The 17,889-nt window shown below is 67.1% G+C and carries 16 protein-coding genes; 6 read left to right on the top strand and 10 right to left on the bottom strand.

The window, feature by feature from the left end:
* Positions 1-81 precede the first annotated feature (81 nt).
* The 3 genes from ACT2FV_RS09835 to ACT2FV_RS09825 form a co-directional block, all read right to left on the bottom strand.
* On the bottom strand, positions 82-2,454 hold the full coding sequence (locus tag ACT2FV_RS09835; RefSeq protein WP_444503768.1) for a DNA polymerase II: 2,373 nt from the start codon (positions 2,452-2,454) through the stop codon (positions 82-84).
* Positions 2,455-2,670: 216 nt separating this feature from the next.
* Complete coding sequence (locus ACT2FV_RS09830; protein WP_444503767.1) at positions 2,671-4,317, bottom strand: EAL domain-containing protein; 1,647 nt, start codon at positions 4,315-4,317, stop codon at positions 2,671-2,673.
* Between the two features lie 355 nt (positions 4,318-4,672).
* Complete coding sequence (locus ACT2FV_RS09825) at positions 4,673-4,984, bottom strand: hypothetical protein (RefSeq protein WP_059605184.1); 312 nt, start codon at positions 4,982-4,984, stop codon at positions 4,673-4,675.
* 368 nt (positions 4,985-5,352) lie between these two features.
* Here ACT2FV_RS09825 and ACT2FV_RS09820 point away from each other — a divergent pair, with 368 nt between their 5' ends.
* Positions 5,353-5,634: a transcriptional regulator gene (locus ACT2FV_RS09820; protein WP_444503766.1), complete on the top strand. Its 282-nt coding sequence runs from the start codon at positions 5,353-5,355 to the stop codon at positions 5,632-5,634.
* Positions 5,635-5,694: 60 nt separating this feature from the next.
* Positions 5,695-5,946: an energy transducer TonB family protein gene (locus ACT2FV_RS09815; protein ID WP_059604880.1), complete on the top strand. Its 252-nt coding sequence runs from the start codon at positions 5,695-5,697 to the stop codon at positions 5,944-5,946.
* Between the two features lie 193 nt (positions 5,947-6,139).
* Here ACT2FV_RS09815 and ACT2FV_RS09810 read toward each other — a convergent pair whose 3' ends face one another.
* Together ACT2FV_RS09810 and ACT2FV_RS09805 are read right to left on the bottom strand one after the other, a co-directional pair.
* A complete protein-coding gene (locus ACT2FV_RS09810) occupies positions 6,140-6,574 on the bottom strand; it encodes a phosphatase (protein ID WP_124627747.1) in 435 nt (144 codons plus the stop codon).
* A gap of 325 nt (positions 6,575-6,899) precedes the next feature.
* Positions 6,900-8,258 carry an NAD(P)/FAD-dependent oxidoreductase gene (locus ACT2FV_RS09805; protein ID WP_444503765.1) on the bottom strand — a complete coding sequence of 453 codons (1,359 nt, stop codon included), beginning with the start codon at positions 8,256-8,258 and terminating at the stop codon, positions 6,900-6,902.
* 100 nt (positions 8,259-8,358) lie between these two features.
* Between ACT2FV_RS09805 and ACT2FV_RS09800 the strand changes: the two genes are divergently transcribed.
* On the top strand, positions 8,359-9,312 hold the full coding sequence (locus ACT2FV_RS09800) for a LysR family transcriptional regulator (RefSeq protein ID WP_124627743.1): 954 nt from the start codon (positions 8,359-8,361) through the stop codon (positions 9,310-9,312).
* 49 nt (positions 9,313-9,361) lie between these two features.
* Here ACT2FV_RS09800 and ACT2FV_RS09795 read toward each other — a convergent pair whose 3' ends face one another.
* Complete coding sequence (locus ACT2FV_RS09795) at positions 9,362-9,559, bottom strand: hypothetical protein (protein ID WP_444503764.1); 198 nt, start codon at positions 9,557-9,559, stop codon at positions 9,362-9,364.
* A 192-nt stretch (positions 9,560-9,751) separates the two neighbouring features.
* Between ACT2FV_RS09795 and ACT2FV_RS09790 the strand changes: the two genes are divergently transcribed.
* Positions 9,752-10,657, top strand: coding sequence for a helix-turn-helix domain-containing protein (locus ACT2FV_RS09790; protein ID WP_444503763.1), 906 nt, complete (start codon positions 9,752-9,754; stop codon positions 10,655-10,657).
* Positions 10,658-10,855: 198 nt separating this feature from the next.
* Positions 10,856-11,743, top strand: a complete 888-nt coding sequence (locus tag ACT2FV_RS09785; RefSeq protein WP_444503762.1) for an NAD(P)H-binding protein — start codon at positions 10,856-10,858, stop codon at positions 11,741-11,743.
* Positions 11,744-11,777: 34 nt separating this feature from the next.
* Here the strand turns inward: ACT2FV_RS09785 and ACT2FV_RS09780 are convergent, their stop codons facing one another.
* Both ACT2FV_RS09780 and ACT2FV_RS09775 read right to left on the bottom strand, forming a co-directional pair.
* Positions 11,778-12,980: a benzoate/H(+) symporter BenE family transporter gene (locus ACT2FV_RS09780; RefSeq protein ID WP_444503761.1), complete on the bottom strand. Its 1,203-nt coding sequence runs from the start codon at positions 12,978-12,980 to the stop codon at positions 11,778-11,780.
* A 229-nt stretch (positions 12,981-13,209) separates the two neighbouring features.
* Positions 13,210-14,235 carry a fatty acid desaturase gene (locus tag ACT2FV_RS09775; protein WP_151047169.1) on the bottom strand — a complete coding sequence of 342 codons (1,026 nt, stop codon included), beginning with the start codon at positions 14,233-14,235 and terminating at the stop codon, positions 13,210-13,212.
* Positions 14,236-14,548: 313 nt separating this feature from the next.
* Between ACT2FV_RS09775 and ACT2FV_RS09770 the strand changes: the two genes are divergently transcribed.
* Positions 14,549-15,373 carry a phosphate/phosphite/phosphonate ABC transporter substrate-binding protein gene (locus ACT2FV_RS09770; RefSeq protein WP_444503760.1) on the top strand — a complete coding sequence of 275 codons (825 nt, stop codon included), beginning with the start codon at positions 14,549-14,551 and terminating at the stop codon, positions 15,371-15,373.
* 23 nt (positions 15,374-15,396) lie between these two features.
* Here ACT2FV_RS09770 and ACT2FV_RS09765 read toward each other — a convergent pair whose 3' ends face one another.
* Positions 15,397-16,137 carry a GntR family transcriptional regulator gene (locus ACT2FV_RS09765; protein ID WP_059604908.1) on the bottom strand — a complete coding sequence of 247 codons (741 nt, stop codon included), beginning with the start codon at positions 16,135-16,137 and terminating at the stop codon, positions 15,397-15,399.
* Between the two features lies 1 nt (position 16,138).
* Positions 16,139-17,824, bottom strand: a complete 1,686-nt coding sequence (locus ACT2FV_RS09760) for a sigma 54-interacting transcriptional regulator (protein ID WP_444503759.1) — start codon at positions 17,822-17,824, stop codon at positions 16,139-16,141.
* Between the last annotated feature and the right edge of the window lie 65 nt (positions 17,825-17,889).

The following is a 17,889-nucleotide window of genomic DNA, read 5'->3' as shown; positions in this document are numbered from 1 at the left end:
GCAACCCGAGGCTCAACAGGATGCGAAGCGGTTGCAAACGCAACCGTATGAAGATATTTGCGAGCGCAGTACCGCGTGTCGTCAGTCGCCGAACAACTGCCCCTGCCCGGAAATCACGCGTTCGAAATCGTCGCGCAGGAACGGCAGGATCGCATCGGCGACCGGCTGCAACTGACGGCTCACGTAGAACGCGTAATCGATCGGCGAGCGCATCGTCTCGAGCGGCTCCGGGCCGGCCGTCGTCATCACGTAGCTGATCCAGCCGCCGCGCTGGTACTGCAGCGGCCGGCCGCGCGCCTGGTTGAATTCGTCGGCGATCCGCGCGGCGCGCACGTGCGGCGGCACGTTGCGCTGGTAATCGCTCAACGGCCGGCGCACGCGCTTGCGATAGATGAGTTGCGCGTCGTATTCGCCGGCGAGCGTGCGGCGCACGTAGTCGCGAATGAAGTCCTGATACGGTTCGCGCTTGAACACGCGCCGGTAGAGCTCGCGCTGGAATGCCTGCGCGAGCGGCGTCCAGTCGGTGCGCACCGTTTCGAGCCCCTTGAACACGAGGTCTTCGCCGCCGTTCGCCGCGAGCGCGAGGCCCGCATAGCGCTTCTTGCTGCCTTCTTCTGCACCGCGCACGGTCGGCATCAGGAAGCGCCGGTAATGCCGCTCGTACTGCAGTTCGAGCGCGCTCTCCAGCCTGAAGCGGTCGCGCAGGTGCGCTTGCCACCAGCGGTTCACGTGCTCGACGAGCGCGCGGCCCTTGGCGGCGGCTGCGTCGTCGTCGTGCTCGCGCCCGAGCCAGACGAAGGTCGAATCGGTATCGCCGTAGATGACTTCGTAGCCCTGCGCCTCGATCAGCTCGCGCGTGCGATGCATGATCTCGTGGCCGCGCATCGTGATCGACGACGCGAGGCGGGGATCGAAGAACCGGCAGCCGGTCGAGCCGAGCACGCCGTAGAACGAATTCATGATGATCTTCAGCGCCTGCGACAGCGGTGCGTTGCGCTGGCGTTTCGCTTCGTCGCGGCCTTCGGACACGCGCCGCACGATGTCGGGCAGGCAATGCGCGGTGCGCGAGAAGCGCGCGCCGAGAAAGCCCGGCACCGACGTGTCGTCGCCCGGATGCGCGAGCCCTTCGATCAACCCGGCCGGATCGATCAGGAACGTGCGGATGATCGACGGATAAAGGCTCTTGTAGTCGAACACGAGCACCGAGTCGTACAGGCCGGGCCGCGAATCCATCACGAAGCCGCCGGGACTGTTCTGGCCCGTCACGTCACCGAGGTTCGGCGCGACGTAGCCGAGCCGGTGCATGCGCGGCAGGTAAAGGTGCGTGAACGCGGCGACCGAGCCGCCGGTGCGATCGGCCGCGAGGCCCGTGACGGTCGCGCGTTCGAGCGCGAAGGACAGCAGGTCGGCCTTGTCGAAGATGCGCGTGACGAGTTCGCAATCCTTCAGGTTGTAGCGCGCGAGCGCGGGCCTGTCGTGATCGAAGCGACGCTGGATCTCGTCCATCCGCTGATACGGATTGTCGATCGACTTGCCTTCGCCGAGCAGCGACTGCGACACGTATTCGAGGCTGAACGACGGGAACGTCCACGTCGCCGATTTCAGCATGTCGATGCCGTCGAGGATCAGGCGGCCGGCCGCGCCCGCGAAGAAATGGTCGGGCTGCTGGCCGTGCGCGCGCCACTCGAGCACGCTGCCGCCGCGGCCGAGCTTCAGCGGCACGCCGTATTGTTCCGCGTGCGCATGCAGGATGCGCAGGTCGAACTGCACGAGGTTCCAGCCGATCACCGCATCGGGATCGTATTCATCGAACCATTCGTTGAGGCGTGTGAGGATCTCGGCCCGGCTGTCACAGTAGTCGAGACGGAAGTCGACGGCCGACGCGTCGCCGTTCGGCGGGCCGAGCATGTAGACCTGCCGTTGTCCGCAGCCATCGAGCGCGATCGAATAGAGCTCGCCGTGGACGCTCGTCTCGATGTCGAGCGACACGCAGCGCAGTGTCGGCCGATAGCCGGTCGCGGGTTTCAGTTCGGCGTCGGTCAGCGTGCCGTCGTGGCCGGCCGTGCCGCGAAACAGCACCGGTGCGGTAATGAAGCGCTCCATCGCGTAGCGGTCGGGCGGCTGCACGTCGGCTTCGTAGACGTCGACACCGGCCGCGACGAGGCGTTTCTGGAGTCCGGACAGGTGGCGGTAGCGGCGGCAATAGAGGCCGGCCACCGCGCGCTGGCGGAAGTCGCGCAGCGCGAGCGGGCGCAGTTCGGCATCGCGTTCGCCGGCGAGCGTGCGTTCGGCGAGCGCCTGCTGCTCGACCGGCACGAACGCGACGGCTTCCTGCGGGCGCAGCCGCACGCGGCGCGGACCGTGTTCGGTTGCCAGCCAGAACTCGATCTCGATGCCGGATGCGGTGTCCCGCCAGTGGCGGGTGAGGATGAAACCTTGCTCGAACTCCGTCAAAACGCTTGCTCGTCGTGGATGCCCAGGCGGCGGATTTTAGCGCCTCTCGCGCGGTTCCCGCCGAAGGGCGGATCGATGGCATCAGGTGGCAGGAAGCCGCCGCGTGACCCGCCACGCAGCGCATCGACCGCGTGCGGCAGCCGGCGTCGCGTGCGGACCGGACGACGCGTGTGCGTCACGTATTCGCCGACCGGGCGTTTAGCGCCGATGCGGCATTCAAGCCGGCATCGGCGCGAAATTCCGCTTCAGGTGTTCCGCTCGCCGTGGCCGCTGATACAGATAGCCCTGCGCGTACTGAATCCCGACCGCATGCAGTGCGCGATGCTGCTCTTCCGTCTCCACGCCCTCGGCAATGATCTTCAGGCCGTAGTGGTGGGCGACCGCCGCGATTCCTTCGATCAGTTTCGCGTTGCCCGTCGTGAGCTGCGAGATGAACTGTCGGTCGATCTTCACGTAGTCGAACGGAAAGCGCGACAGCATGTCGAGGTTGCTGTGATGCGTGCCGAAGTCGTCGATCGCGAACTTCGCGCCTTTCGCGCGCAGTGTGGCGAATATCTCGGTGGTGCGCGGATTCTTCTCGAGCAGGATGCGCTCGGTCACTTCGAGGACCAGCGTGCTGCCCTGTGGAAGCCTGCCGATCGTGTCTTCGACGACGGACACGAAGCGCGCGCGTTCAAGATCCTTCGGCGCGACGTTGATCGCGATGCGTAGCGGTACCGACGGCGCGAGTGCGGTCAGTTCCGATACGGCCCTCCGAAGCACGAACTCGGTCACCTTCGGCAGGACCGCACTTGATTCGACCTGCGGCACGAACACGGCCGGACTGATGGCTCCCCATTTCGGATGGTGCCAGCGCAGCAGCGCCTCGACGCCGACAGTCCTGCGCGTTTCGACTTCGACGATCGGCTGGTAGACGACATGAAATTCGTTGCGCTTCAGCGCATTGCGAACGGCCTTCAGCAACAGCCGGCGCGGCGCCATCGCGAGCAGGTACGTGGCCGCTACGAGGCCGTTGACCAGCAGCGCGATCGTCAGGCAGATGAGTCGGTAGCGCCGCTGCACCTGCGAAACGTAGGGTTCCGCCGAGCTGACGGAGACTGTGAATGGCCACGCGTTCGACGCGATCTTGCTGCCGGTGGCCGGCGCCGCGCTGAGTGACGGGACGAACGCACCATGCTGATCGATGCTTCCTGCGCCCTCGATCGACAGGGTGGCCGTTTCCGCCCCGAAGCGGGTTCCGTGCGCGAGCACGTCCGCCACATAGTCGCCTTCGACCAGATAAAGGACGCCGGAGTCGGGCACGGTCGCGCGAAACGCCACCAGCACCGGAACGTCACGCTGAAACGGCGTTTGCCGAAGCAGCGTGATGGCCGTCATCCCCGGCGCTGGCGCGTGAATGTAGGCGTCGAGCGGGACGTTGATCGCGCCCAGCGCCGACGAGCAGGTGACGCGACCGCTGTTCGCCAGCCCGACGGCTCGAAGATAGCGCAGGTGAGTGCCCACTTCGGCGAGCGTCCTGAAGATCGTCGTGCAGGGCCGCCCGACCAGCGCGTTCAACTCATCCGGATGCCGCGTGCGAATCCCGTCGAGGATGCGGTCGACCGATATCACGATGTCGTTCGCGACGTCGCTTTCGTGCCGTGCAATCGAGTCTCGCGCCAGACGCCCTGCAACGACGAGCGCCAGCACGAACACGACGATGCAGACGATCAGGGCAACCGGGAAGACGATGTGCGACCACGCGCCGCTGCGCTGGAACGCGGGTTTCGGGCGCGGTGCGAGCGCGGATGGTCCTCGGGTCGTACTTGTTGTTGTGCGCATGTGAATGCAGGTCGAACCGGTCGATGAATTGGCGCGAGGCATTCGCCGTGCCTGGCCGGGGCACCGCGGCTCGCGCCCAAATCGGGACGCAAATCGATTCTACGCTCGCGAAACGCACGAAGCGGCATCGCGGCGGGAGCACAGGATTCGAGGCGCTCTTTCGTAACATACATCGACAACGGATGTATGTCGGTATCGCACACCCAAAAAAAACCCGGCCGCATCGATGTGCAGCCGGGACAGAAGACACCGTCTCTTGGCACGAGGATGGTGCGCGGCAAGTATAAGGCGTGTTACGCGCGATTACGAAATATTGTTATTCAAAAAATAGCGCAATATCGAGATTGATGCTTGGCGAGAAATATTTGCATCGCGCGTCACATCCGGCGACCGCGCTTCAGAAGTCGTTGCGCATCTTGTGGAGCAGGTCGCGAGGCGATTGATGCGTGTCCATGGCGGTGAGGACGTCGGTCAGGAACCACGGCAGGTTCAGTTGCGTATCGGAATCGCCGACGCAGATGCGGATCGGCGGCGCCTTCGACGCCGCGCGGGAGCCGGGCGCTGCGCCGGCGGACGTCGAGGACGGCACGCAATTTCTCGCTTGCTGCGCAACGGGCGCGGTGGCATTGTCCGTGGCGGTGCCGGCGACCGCCGGCAAGCTGACGGCGGCAAGCAGGGTCAGGATGGCGAAAGGGGCGGCGCGTTTCATGCGATTCTCCGGCGATGCACGTTCGACACCGTCGGCGGGCCCGAGTTCGGCAGGTTGCCGATGCCGCACGCGTGACAACATCGGCATGTCCGACGCGGTCGAACGCGGTGCGTGAGTGGTCTCGCGCACAGGATCGATCATTCAAACGTCAAGAATCGTTTGGATCCCCGTCAGACGCTTGCGATGCTGAATGCGCTCATTTATCGTGCCGCCACGACGGCGCCGATACAGGGCGTCGAGCCAGTTCGCAAGGAGCATTCGTCATTACCGCATTCAATCGTCGCACGCATGTTCGTGCCTTTCTCGTCGCATCGGTCGCGTATCTCAACCTGTCACAGCCCGCGTCGGCGGCCTATACGGAATCGTGGATGAGCGACCACGACGTCAAGGAATACGCACACCAGGTCAAGCATTCACCCGCGGCAGCGAGCGGTGCGGCGGCCGTGAAGCCGGGGCAGCAAACCGGTTCTTCGCGGTCGAATGCGCCGGCCGCGGCGCATGCCGACGCGAAACCCGTGTCGAAGGCGCACGCGGCACCCGCGAAGACCCGCAAGGTCGAGCATGCGGTCGGCATCGATCCGAAGGCGCCCGTCGTTGCGAAGCCGAAGGCCGTGCGGGCGACGCACAACAGCGCGGCCATCCAGCACTGACGTTGCACGCAGGCCGGCGCGTATCGATAACCGAAGCGTTCGAGCATCACGGAGAAACCCATGTCGCTGATGGACCGTCTGCTGTCACGCGGCGTGCAGAACGGCGCGTCGAGAAGGCGCGTGATCGTGCGTGTCTGGCTCGACGAGCACGGGCGTGTCCGCGATCTCAAGGTCAGGCGCAGTTGCGGCGACGCCGCGCTCGACGAGAAGGCGCTTCACGCGATTGCGGTCATGCGCTTCCCCGGCGGTCATCTTGGCTCGGGCGGGAAATCGGCGAAGCGCTGGCACGATCTCGATTACCCGGTGGACTGACGGCGCGTCGAGGCTATCCGTCACGGCGCTTCAATCCCGTGTAATCGTAGAAGCGGCTTCCGGCGGCGATCTTCTCGCCGCCGCATGCCGCCTGGAAATCCGTCTCGCGCTTGTTTTACAGCATCTTCACGATGACCCGCGCGCCGTTGCGATACACGTCCCGCGCGAGCCGGCCCGTATGCAGGTGCTCAGGTCAGTGCAGGCCTGCCGATGCGATCGAGCGCATCGTGTCGGTGATGCGCACGCAACGCGACAGGCCGAACGTTTCGGCTTCGCGGCGTTCCGGTTCGCTGCTCGCGACGGCCACCGCGCGCTCGGGCGGCACGCCCAGCGCCTGCAGCGCGATGTCGAACGGATGCTGGCTTGATACGGAGTCCTGCTGATTGGCGTCGGTCACGACGACCGAGAAGCGGTCGAGGTTCGCGCGGCCGAACTGGCCTTCGAACATGTCGCTGAGCCGGGCGGCAGGCAGCGTCGTGACGAGACCGAGTCGATATCCTTGCTCCGACGCGCTGTCGAGCCACTGGATGATCGCATCGCGCTGGTTGCGCGATTCGTGCGAATCCGGTGTCGCTTCGATCTGCGCGAATGCGGCGTCGAGACGGGTGACGATGGCTTCGATGACCACGGTGATTCCTCTCCTGAGACGTGACGATCCGTTCGCGGACGGGAATGCCCCACACCTTAGCGTCGATCCGGAAATTACAACCAATTAATATTTATAGTCGACTCATACGATTCGACTAATGAATGGGGCGGTGAGCCAACACCGGCGCGGGATGCGCCCGATCCCATGTTTTGCGGATGATTTGCATCGTATCGACGGGCTTCCATGTGATGCACCAAACGTGCGCACGCAACGAATGCACCGGATGTGTGCGGATGAAAAAAACGGCGTATCGGGCGAGGTGCGCCCGATACGCCGTCTTGCGATGCCGTGTGGCAGTCTGCGATCAGTGCAGCTTGATCGACGGCTGGTTGAGGCTTTGCAGCCAGTGGCTCAGTGACTGAAACAGCGCGCGCTTCAGTCCGTACACGCTGAACAGATGCTTGCGGTACAGGAACTTGTACAGCCCGATCGCGGCGAGCCCGTCGACGATCAGCGAGCGCGAACGCACGCCGAGGTCGGCCTGATACACGGCACCCGCCCGGCCGAGCGACACGACGGTGCCCGCGTCGCGGAACGTGAAGCCCGGCGTCGGCTTGCCGGCGAGGCGCCGCGCGAGCGCATCGCCGAGGTACACGGCCTGCTGGTGCGCAACCTGTGCGCGCGGCGGCAGAAAACCGCTCGCATCGGCCGACGGACACGCGGCACAATCGCCGAACGCATACACGTGCGGATCGTCGGGCGTCTGCAGCGTGTCGGTCACGATCACCTGATTCGACCGGTTAAGCGCGATGTCGCCGAGTTCCCGCAGCATCGCGGGGCCCGCGACGCCGGCCGCCCAGATCGTGATGTCGCTCGCAAGCCGCTCGCCGGTCGCGGTCATGACCGCGTCCGCGCCGACTTCCGCGACGCGCGTATCCGTCAGCACGTCGACGTTCATCGTGCGCAGTTGCGCCTGCATCCTGGCCGACAGCCTTTCGTCGAGCGCCGGCAGGATGCGCGGGCCGCCTTCGATCAGCCGGATGTGTACGTCGCGCGCCGACACCAGTGCCTTGAAGCGATACGTCGTCAGCTGCTGGATCGCATGACGCAGCGCCGCGGCCAGTTCGACACCCGTCGCGCCCGCGCCGATCACGTTGATGCAGATCGGTGCCGCGCGCCGCGCCGGCTGCTGCTCGGCCAGGTGGTTCGCCTTCGTGCAGGCGGCGAGGAACTTGCGGCGGAAATCCTCGGCCTGGTCGAGGTTTTCGAGCGGCAGCGCGTGACGCGCGGCGCCCGGCACGTTGAAGAAGTTCGTCACGCTGCCGACGGCCAGCACCAGATCGTCGTAGCCGAGCTCGCGTTGCGGCAGGATCTCCGTGCCGTCCGCGTCCTGCACCGGCGCGATGGTCGCCGTGCGTGCCGCGCGGTCGACCCGCTGCAGCGCGCCCTGCACGAAGCGGAAGCCGTGGCGCTTCGCCTGCGCCGCGTATTCGATCGAGTGCGAGGCCGGATCGCGATGGCCGGATGCGGCTTCGTGCAGCAGCGGCTTCCAGAAGTGCGTCGGGTAGCGGTCGACGAGCACGACGTCGGCTTGCCCGCGGCGGCCGACCGTGTCGCCGAGGCGCGTGGCGAGCTGCAGGCCGCCGGCGCCGCCGCCGACGATCACGATGCGCGGCACGCGCGGTGCGCGATCCGTTGCAAGGGTAGGCGTGATGTGGTCCATGTTGTGGCTCCCGCTGATGACGATTCGGATGACATTGCTCAAGAACCGACGATATAGTTTTGAACCTACGCGAACAATTTAATGTTTATAAGCAACTCATATGTATTCACTTATAGGAAAGGCCGCGACGTTCCGGCAGCTGAAGGCGCTGGACATGATTGCGCGGCTCGGCAGCGTGTCGCGCGCGGCCGAGGAGCTGAACCTGACGCAGCCGGCCGTGTCGCTGCAGGTTCGCCTGCTCGAGGAGGCGGTGGGCGCTGCGCTGCTGCAGCGGGTGGGGCGCGGCGTGCAGCTGACCGCGGCCGGTGAAATCGTGGCGCGCTATGCGCGCGAGATCCTGTATCTGTGGAGCGAGGCCGGCGACGAAGTGGCCGCGCTGACGGGCGACCTCGGCGGCACGCTGCGGATCGGCGCGATTACGACGGCCGAGTATCTGATTCCGCCGCTGCTGGTGAAATTCACCGCGACGCGCCCGCACGTGAAGACCTATTTCAAGGTCGGCAATCGCGACGACATCATCCGCATGCTCGCGACGCATGAAATCGATCTCGCGGTGATGGGCAGCGCGCCGAGGGAGCTGCGCACGCACGCGGTCGAGTTCGCGAAGCATCCGATGGTGTTCGTCGCGGCGCCCGGCCATCCGCTGATGCAGCGCAAGCGCGTCGCGCTGAAGGATCTCGAATCCGCGCACCTGCTCGTGCGCGAACGCGGTGCGGGCACGCGCTCGACCGTCGAGAGCCTGTTCAAGACGGCCGGCCATCGCTTCCATGTGGGCTCCGAACTGTCGAGCAACGAGGCGATCAAGCAGATGGCCGAAGCAGGGCTCGGCGTCGCGTTCCTGTCGTTGCACGCGTGTGCACTCGAGTTGCGCACCGGGCTGCTCGGGCAACTGCCGTTTCCGGGCAACCCGATCGAGCGCGAATGGTATGTGGTCACGCTCGCCGACCGGCGGATCTCGCAGGTGACGGGGCTGTTTCGCGACTTCCTGATCAAGCAGGGCGCCCCGGTGATCGACGGCGCGACGGTGGCGCCGCACGAGCGGCGGCGCAAGTAGGCGCACGTCGGGGACGCGGGCGGCGTGTGCGAGCCGTGCGTTCCGTCGGTCAAACGATCCCGAAGTCGTCGTTGCTGTCGGGAATCGACGCGAGCAGCCGTTCGAGGCGGTACCAGCCGATCATGCGCAGGCACCGCGCGGCGAGGGTGGTCCGGTTGTTGCGGGGAGCGGGGCCGGCAGGACGGCGAGCCGCACGGGACGGCGAAGCGAGGATGAACGCCGCGCGTCGTGGGCAGGAATGGGGCATGACGGTCTCCGTAGGTGTCGGATGAGGCCATCGTAATCGTCGCGGCGCCCGTCCGCGCGCAGGCAAGGATGCGGCGGAGCAGGAACGGATGATCTTTTTCTGCCCGGCGCGGGAACGGCGGTGCGCGCCCGGCAAGCGGCCCGGAAAAGCGTCACAATGCGCGTTCGACACCCGATCTGGTGGAGGGGAACCATGAGCGATCCGATTCTCGCCGCGCCGGCTGACAACGGCGTGCCGGTCAGCCTGCGCTCCAGCCGCGGGCTCGGCTGGCGCGGCTTCGGCGCGTCGCTGCTGGAGATTCGCGCCGGTACGTACCGGATTCCGGCCACGGATCATCACCGCATCGGTGTGCATATCGGCTCGCCCGTGCGCGCGGATTGCGTGTGCGACGGCGAACGCGTGTCGCGCATCCAGGCCCACGGCGACATCGACGTGATTCCCGCCGGCCTGCCGGGCCAGTGGACCGACAGTGCCGACTGCCGGATCCTGCACGTCGCACTCAGCGACACGTTCGTGCGGCGCACGTTCGAGCAACTCGAGCTGAAGCCGTCGCAGGCGCAGATCCGCCGGCGGCTGCAGGTGCGCGATCCGCGCCTGCAGCACATCGCGTGGGCGATGGCCGCCGAACTCGAAGCGGAAGACGCGTCGGATCCGCTCTATGCGGAGAGCCTGTGCACGGCGCTCGTCGCGCGGCTGGCCGACAGCCAGCCGGTGTTTCGCGAGCGCCGGCGTATGCTTGCGCCGAAAGCGGCGGCGCGCGTGATCGACTATGTCGAGGCCAACCTCGAACGCCGCATGACGCTGGCCGAGCTCGCGGCGCTCGTGTCGATCAGCGTGCCGCATTTCAAGGTGCTGTTTCGCGAGACGCTCGGGATGCCGGTGCATCAGTACGTGGTGCGGCGCCGGGTCGAGCGTGCGAAGGCGTTGCTGCTCGAAGGCCGGCTCAGCATCAGCCAGATCGCGCTCGAAGCCGGGTTCGCGCATCAGAGCCACATGGCGAACTGGATGAATCGCGTGCTGGGCGTGACGCCGACGGAGGTCGCGCGCTCCGGGGCGCGTGGCGGGCTGCGGCTCGCTTATGACGGCGAGGACCGTTGATCGACCGCTGTGCCGGATTGGACCGCGCGGGGGCCGACGATCGGCGAGCCCATGATTTGCCGGAGCAGGCGACGCGGCGGACACACTCGGCAACCGTGTAATTCGTCATCCGTTCCTGTTCCGATCATCCGTCCGTGCGCGTCACGTTGGCTGTGAGCGCCGAGAATCACTGCACCATCATCCCCCCGGGAGCGGATCGTGTTCGTGATCTTCGGAGCATCAGGCAACGTCGGACTGTCGACTGTAACGACCTTGCGCCAGGCAGGTCATCCCGTGCGCGCGGTGCTGCGCACCGCACGCCAGCGCGAACGCTTCGCGCAACTCGGCTGCGACGTCGCGATCGCCGATCTGGCGGACGCCCGCGCGGTCGCCGCGGCGATCGATGGCGCGCAAGCCGTGCAGATGTTGTGCCCGGTGCCGATCGCCGACAGCGACCCGGCGGCAACGATGGAGCGGACGATCGACCTCGTGACCGGCGCGCTCGTCGCGAATCCGCCGCCGACGCTGCTCGCGCTGTCGGACTACGGCGCCGAGCGCGACGGCAACACGGGCATCACGCGGCTCTTTCATCGTCTGGAGGAAAGGCTGAGGACGGTCCCGACGCGGCTCACGCTGCTGCGCTCGGCCGAACACCTGCAGAACTGGGCCCGCGTGCTGCCCGTCGCACTCGCAACCGGCGTGCTGCCGAGCTTTCACCATCCGGTCGACAAGGTGTTTCCGACGGTCTGGGCGCCCGATGTCGGTGTCGCGGCGGCGCGGCTGCTGCTCGATTCCGCCGAAACCGGCAACCGGCCGCGTATCGTCAGCATCGAAGGGCCGCAGCGGGTGAGCGTGCGGGGCATCGCGGATACGCTCGGCGCGGTCGCGGACCACGAGATCGTCGCGCGCGAACTGCCGCGCGACGCATGGACCGCGACGCTGTTGCGCGCGGGGCTCAGCGAGCGTCATGCGCAACTGATCGTCGATCTCTATGACGCGCACAACGCGGGGCAGATCGATGTCGAGGCCGGCGTGTCGGAGCGGGTGTATGGCGCGACGACACCGGCGGAGGCATTCGCCAAGCTGGTGCGCGAGCATGCGCGGTGAGCGACGCGGCGGCTGAGCGGGCGCGCGCCGCGCGTTACGTTTGCCGCCGCGCCCAGCTCGTCACCCCATACGCGATCGACCCGATCACGATCCCCCAGAACGCGGACCCGAGCCCGAGCCATGTCATCCCCGATGCGGTCGCGAGGAACGTGATCACCGATGCCTCGCGATGCGCTTCGTCCTCGAAGATCCCGTGCACGTTCGCGCCGATCGCGCCGATCAGCGCGAGCCCCGCGAGGATCGCGACGAACGCCTTCGGCAGTGCAAAGAACAGCGTGACGATCGTCCCCGCGAAGAGCCCGCCGATCAGGTAGATCACGCCGTTCGCGATGCCCGCGATATAACGCCGGTCCGGATCCTCGTGCGAATCCTTGCCGGTGCACAGCGCCGCGGTGATCGCCGCGACGACGATCGTGATTCCGCCGAAGCACGCGACGACGAGCGACATCACGCTGGTTGCGGTGATGATCGGCCGCGCCGGCGTGTGATAGCCCGACACGCGCAGGATCGTCATCCCCGGCAGGAACTGGCCGGTGAGACTGACGACGACGAGCGGCAGCGCGAGGCTGAGCGTGGTGCCGAGCGTCCATTCGGGCGCGATGAAGATCGGCCGCGCGATGCTCGGCGACACGTTGCCGAGATGCGCCATCCCGAGCAGCGTCGCGAGCGCGGCGCCCGTCAGCAGCACGAGCACGATGCTGTAGCGCGGCAGCAGGCGCTTGAAGATCACGTATGCCGCGATCATCCCGAACCCGAGCACCGGCTGCGCGGTCGCGGCGGAGAACGCATGCATGCCGAACGGCAGCAGGATCCCCGCCATCATCCCGCACGCGATGCCGCGCGGAATGTGGCGCACGAGCCGGTCGAAATAGCCGGTGATGCCGATCACGAGGATGATCAGCGCGGCCGTGATGTACGCGCCGACGGCCTGGTTCAGCGTCAGCTGCGGAAAGAGGCCGACGAGCAGCGCGGTGCCGGGCGCTGACCATGCGGTCACGATCGGCACCTTCAGTTTCCAGCTCGCGAAGAGGCCCGACACGCCCGCGCCGATCGAGATCGCCCAGACCCACGACGCCACCATCTCGTTGGAGACATGCGCGGCCTGCGACGCCTGAAAGAAGATCGCGAGCGGGCCCGCGTAGGAAATCAGCACCGCGAGAAAGCCCGCGGTCACCGCGGAGACGGACCAGTCGTTGCCGATCGAGCGGATCGCGCCGGGCGAGGTGTTCGGTTGCATCGTCGTAGAGGAGTGCGGCGCGCGGCCGGGCGGCTGAGCCGGGGCGAATGATTGTCGGAGGCCCCGGACGATCCGTCATTCTGGGCATTGCCGCCGAAATTGGCAATTTGCCGATGAAGATCGGTGTTGTCGGCTTTTCGTAAGAAATGCGCGTCGGGGCGGCCGTGCTGCATTGCGCGGGCGTCGTCGCATCGGACGCCTTCACGGCGAAGCGCGACTCACTCAAGCACTACGTACTGATCTGAAGATACCCGTCGACGGCGGCGACCTTCGCACCACTGCCCGTCGACAGCGACGCCGTGCCCTGGTCGAACGGATGCACGGGCGTGTCGGTTGGCGTCCACGCATGGCGCGCCAGCAATTCGCGATAGCCGCCGCGGATCACGAAGCCGCCGCATTTCTCCGCATACGCATCGCGCCGCATCCGGTACGCGCGCGGCAGGTCGTACCACGGCAGCGTCGGCAGGTCGTGATGCACGAGGTGATAGTTGTTGTTCAGGTACAGCAGCCGCATCGCGAAGCCGGCTTCGTTGATCGCGATGCGCGCCTTCGGGTGCCGCGCGGCGCGATGCTCGTACAGCGAACGGATCATCGCGAGCGACAGCGCGGGCCACGTGATGGCCAGCAGGTAATACCACCACGGCACGCCGATTGCCCACTGCAGCCATGCGAGCAGCGCGACCACGCAGGCGGCGTGCGTGATCCACATCCGCAGATGGCGGAAGTCGCCGCGCCGGAACGCGGCGAATGCGTCGGCGAACATCGCGGCGACGCTCGTCGGCGGCCCGAACACGAGGCGTCCGGCGAAGGTGGTGCGCGCAACCGTCAGCATGCGACGCCAGCGCGGCAGCCGCGCCCACCGCTCGCGCGACACGTAGTTCGTTTCCGGATCGACGCCCGGCACGGTCAGGTCCTCGTCGCGGTGATGGTCGAGGTGCGTGTCGCGATAGAGCGTGTACGGATACCAGATCGTCAGCGGCGGGTAGCCGAGCAGCCGGTTCACGAACGCGGAACGCGTCGGATGGCCGTGCAGCAGCTCGTGCTGCAGCGACAGGTGCCACGCGCCGAGCAGGATCAGCGGCGGCGTCGCGGCGGCGAGCGACAGGCGCTCGGCGCGTACGAACAGCAGCACGGCGAGCCAGCCGCCGTAGATCGCGACGACCAGCAGCCACGTCGGCCACTCGGTGCGGGCAGTGAAGCGGGCGTTGAGTGCGGCGATCGCGCGCGCGTGGTCGACGTCGAAGTATTCGGCCATGGTGCTGGGGCGGGATGAAGCGGGTGATTCGGGTGCTATACGGGTAACGGGTAGCGGACGATCGCGCCGGCGTGGGCCGCGACGCTGTTGACAGACACGGGGCGCGGCTCGCGGTCGGCCGCTACAGCGGCTTGCGACGGTGTCGCGACACTGGAACGCTAACCGGCTCGCGTAGTCAGGCCAACCAAGCAATTCGCATTTGCTTATCGTTGCGCGGCAGATAAGCATTGACCGCCCCTGCGCGTGCCGGACCGGCGCGAACCCCGGGCGAACGGGCTTTCTCCAACGCATCGCCGATGCGTAGAATGCACGCATGAGCCCATGGATCGCCGGACTGCCGATGTACAACGTGACGCCGCGCCACGCCGCACTGTGGCGCGCGTTGCTGCGTGACGCGCTCGATGCGTTCGCGCGTGCCGGCGGGCCTGCCGGCGTCGCGCTGCTCGACGAGCCGTTCGGGGATCTGCATGCGCTGTGGCACCGCAACGACTTGCTGTTGTCGCAGACATGCGGTTATCCATACCGGATGCTCGGATTGCGCGATGCCGTGCACCTGATCGCGACACCGGCATTCGATGCGCCCGGCTGCGACGGCGCGCGCTACAGCAGTGTGCTGGTGGTGTCGGCGCGCGTGCACGCAGGCGGCGCGACGACGCTGACTGCCTGTCGCGGATTGCGGGCAGCATTCAACGGCGCGGATTCACACAGCGGGATGAACGCGTTCCGGCATGCGGTCGCGCCGCATGCGCATGACGGGCGTTTCTTCAGTTCGGCCGTGTCGTTCGGCTCGCACCTGAACGTGCTGCGCGCGCTGGCGGCAGGCGTTGCCGATTGCGCGGCGATCGACTGCGTGACGTTCGCGTATGTGCGTGATGCACTGCCCGAGTTGTTGAACGACGTCCGGATCATCGGCATGACGGCGTCGGCGCCGGGCTTGCCGTTGATTGCGTCGAAGGCGCTGGACGCAACGCTGGCAGGCGCGTTGCAGGATGCGCTCGATCGTGCGGTCTCGGTCGATCCGGCGCGGGCGAACGCACTGCGGCTGAAGGGTTTCGAGCGTCTGCCGCCGAGTGCCTACGACACGATTGCCCGGCTCGCGCAGGACGCGGCCGCGCACGGGTATCCCGAGCTGGCGTGAGCGCAGCGTCCGCGCAACGGTGGCTAGAACGGCAAGGTGCCGGGCGGCGCGTTGCGTACCACGGCGAGCGTCGTGCCGATATGATCCTCGAGCGCGAGTGCCGCGCGCGCATCGGCGCGGCGCATCGCGGCCTCGAACAGGCATGTGTGCTCCGCATGCACGTCGCGCTTCGAATCGCCGAGCCCGATGCACACGCGCCGATAGCGTTCGCTTTGCTGCGACAGCATGCGCAGGATCAGGTACGTCCAGGGCGTCGCGGCCGCCGAAATCAGCGCTTCGTGAAAGCGCCGGTTGCACGCTTCCCATGCGGCGCGGTTTTCGATGGACACCGGCTGCTCCCAGGCCGACAGCATGTCGAAACTCTGCCGCACGCGTTGCGCCCATGCGTCGTCGCCGCGCCGCACGGAGTCGCGCAGCGCATCGACCTCGATATGAATGCGCAGCCGCGTGATGGCTTCGAGATCGTCGACCGACATCGGCGTCACGCGAAACCCGCGCTGCCCTTCGGCGACGACCAGCGCATCGCTGACGAGCCGCGTGAGCGCCTCGCGCAGCGTGCCCGCGCCGACGCCGTACACGTCCTTCAGATGCTCGACGCGCAGCTTCGTGCCGGGCGGGTGATGTCCCTCGATGATGTGTTGCCGGAGCTGGTGATACGCATGCTCGCTGAGCGTGCGGGCATGCGGCTCGGCGGCGTCGGCGTCGGCCGGCTCGTGCGCCGGCGGCGGGTCGTCGAACGGATGGGCGGGCAGGATGGTGTTCATGTCACGCGTCCTCCTGATCCTGTTTGCGGTTGAGCCGATAGCTGAGTTGCGCGCGCGTCAGGCCGAGCAGGCGCGCGGCGGCCGACAGGTTGCCGTTCGCGCGGTCGACGGCCTCGTGCAGCAGCGCCCGCTCGAGGCCGTCGAGTCCGCCGCCGCCCTGCAACTGGTCGAGGATGGCGCCGCAGTCGATCGACATCGCGGCCGCCGGCCGGATCTGCCCGGCCCGATCGACCGTCGCGCCACCGGGCGCGCCGACGCCGGGGAACGGGTCCTTCGCGTCGACCGGACGGTTCGGGCGCGACAGGATCACCGCGCGCTCGATCAGGTTCTCGAGCTCGCGCACGTTGCCGGGCCAGCGGTAGCCGCGCAGCGTGTCGTAGGCGTAGTCGGTCAGCGTCGGCGTCGGCTTGCCGTGCACGGCCGCGAAGCGTTCGAGCATTGCGTCGGCGAGCGGCGCGATGTCGTCCTGCCGGTCGCGCAGCGGCGGAATCAGCACGGGGTAGACGTTGATCCGGTAATAGAGATCGGCGCGAAAGGTGCCGTCGCGCACGGCCTGCTCGAGATCGCGGTTGGTCGCCGCGACGACGCGGACATCCACCTTCCGGCCCTCGGTCGCGCCGAGCCGCTCGACCTCGCCCTCCTGAAGCACGCGCAGCAGCTTTGCCTGTACGTCGAGCGGCAGCTCGCCGATCTCGTCGAGAAACAGCGTGCCGCCGTCCGCGCGCTCGAAGCGGCCGGCGCGCGCGGCTTGCGAGCCCGTGAACGCGCCTTTCTCCGCACCGAACAGTTCGGACTCGATCAGCGCATGCGGAATGGCCGCGCAGTTGATCGCGACGAACGGCTTCTGCGCGCGCGGGCTGAGGCCGTGCAGCGCACGCGCGAAGCGTTCCTTGCCGACGCCCGTTTCGCCGGTGAGCAGCACGGCGACCTTGGTCGGCGCGGCCGTTTCGAGCAGCGCATAGGCTGCACGAAATGCGTCGGAACGCCCGACGAGCCGGGTCCGGCTGTCGTCCGGCGCGATCTCGAGGCGCAGCGATTCGACTTCGGTCTGCAGATCGCGGATCGTGTTGATCAGCGAGTCGGCCTTGAACCACGAGGAGATCTCGTCGGCATCCGGCCATTCCTCGGCTGGCTTGCCGACGATCGTGCAGTGCGGGTCGTGCATGCCGACGCAGGCCGTTTCCTTGAACAGGATCGTCCGGCCGATGAACGCGCTGGTGTAGCCCGTCGCATAGCCGATCAGCATCCAGCAGACGGGTTCGGGCTGCGGCCCGAACGTGCGGCGGTGCACGTCGGCCTCCCATGAATGTTCCCAGCGGTACTCACAATAGAACGCGCCCGTCGCGGGATCGGCCTCGAAGCGCAACGGCGTGACCTGAACGGCGCCTTCGAGCATGTGCAGTTGCGGGCCGACATGGAACATGTCGAACAACGACGCGCCGCTGCGAATTTCGCGGGCGAGCGCGGCGTCCCGTTCTCCGGCGGCGAAGCCGACCCGCGTGAAGAAGCGTCGCGTCTGTGCCGGTCCGACGCTTTCCATCAGTTCCTGGCGCAGCGTCGCCAGTGCGCCGGCATGCAGCAGCACCATCCGCTGACCGGCCAGCCAGATGCGACCGTCGCTCGCCGAAAAATGGATCAGCTTGCGCAGGTCGGTGTCCGGCGGCAATGGGGGCAGGCTGGGCCGCATCGTGTCTCCTCCGTCGAGATTTCTCGTGATTTTCAAGATTTTCGCCAGCGGCGCCGCGGCGGGCG

It is taken from the genome of Burkholderia sp. PR2, from assembly GCF_052372875.1.
GTDB lineage: Bacteria > Pseudomonadota > Gammaproteobacteria > Burkholderiales > Burkholderiaceae > Burkholderia > Burkholderia diffusa.
The sequence above is the reverse complement of the archived record's forward strand: the minus strand, read 5'-3'. Positions and strand labels throughout refer to the sequence as shown.

Bases quoted from the DNA above. Each gene is read 5' to 3' on its own strand.
- ACT2FV_RS09825 (WP_059605184.1), bottom strand. From the start codon at position 4,984: ATGAAACGCGCCGCCCCTTTCGCCATCCTGACCCTGCTTGCCGCCGTC.
- ACT2FV_RS09775 (WP_151047169.1), bottom strand. From the start codon at position 14,235: ATGGCCGAATACTTCGACGTCGACCACGCGCGCGCGATCGCCGCACTC.
- ACT2FV_RS09830 (WP_444503767.1), bottom strand. From the start codon at position 4,317: ATGCCTCGCGCCAATTCATCGACCGGTTCGACCTGCATTCACATGCGC.
- ACT2FV_RS09780 (WP_444503761.1), bottom strand. From the start codon at position 12,980: ATGCAACCGAACACCTCGCCCGGCGCGATCCGCTCGATCGGCAACGAC.
- ACT2FV_RS09815 (WP_059604880.1), top strand. From the start codon at position 5,695: ATGTCGCTGATGGACCGTCTGCTGTCACGCGGCGTGCAGAACGGCGCG.
- ACT2FV_RS09795 (WP_444503764.1), bottom strand. From the start codon at position 9,559: ATGCCCCATTCCTGCCCACGACGCGCGGCGTTCATCCTCGCTTCGCCG.
- ACT2FV_RS09820 (WP_444503766.1), top strand. From the start codon at position 5,353: ATGAGCGACCACGACGTCAAGGAATACGCACACCAGGTCAAGCATTCA.
- ACT2FV_RS09800 (WP_124627743.1), top strand. From the start codon at position 8,359: ATGTATTCACTTATAGGAAAGGCCGCGACGTTCCGGCAGCTGAAGGCG.
- ACT2FV_RS09790 (WP_444503763.1), top strand. From the start codon at position 9,752: ATGAGCGATCCGATTCTCGCCGCGCCGGCTGACAACGGCGTGCCGGTC.
- ACT2FV_RS09805 (WP_444503765.1), bottom strand. From the start codon at position 8,258: ATGGACCACATCACGCCTACCCTTGCAACGGATCGCGCACCGCGCGTG.
- ACT2FV_RS09770 (WP_444503760.1), top strand. From the start codon at position 14,549: ATGAGCCCATGGATCGCCGGACTGCCGATGTACAACGTGACGCCGCGC.
- ACT2FV_RS09760 (WP_444503759.1), bottom strand. From the start codon at position 17,824: ATGCGGCCCAGCCTGCCCCCATTGCCGCCGGACACCGACCTGCGCAAG.
- ACT2FV_RS09765 (WP_059604908.1), bottom strand. From the start codon at position 16,137: ATGAACACCATCCTGCCCGCCCATCCGTTCGACGACCCGCCGCCGGCG.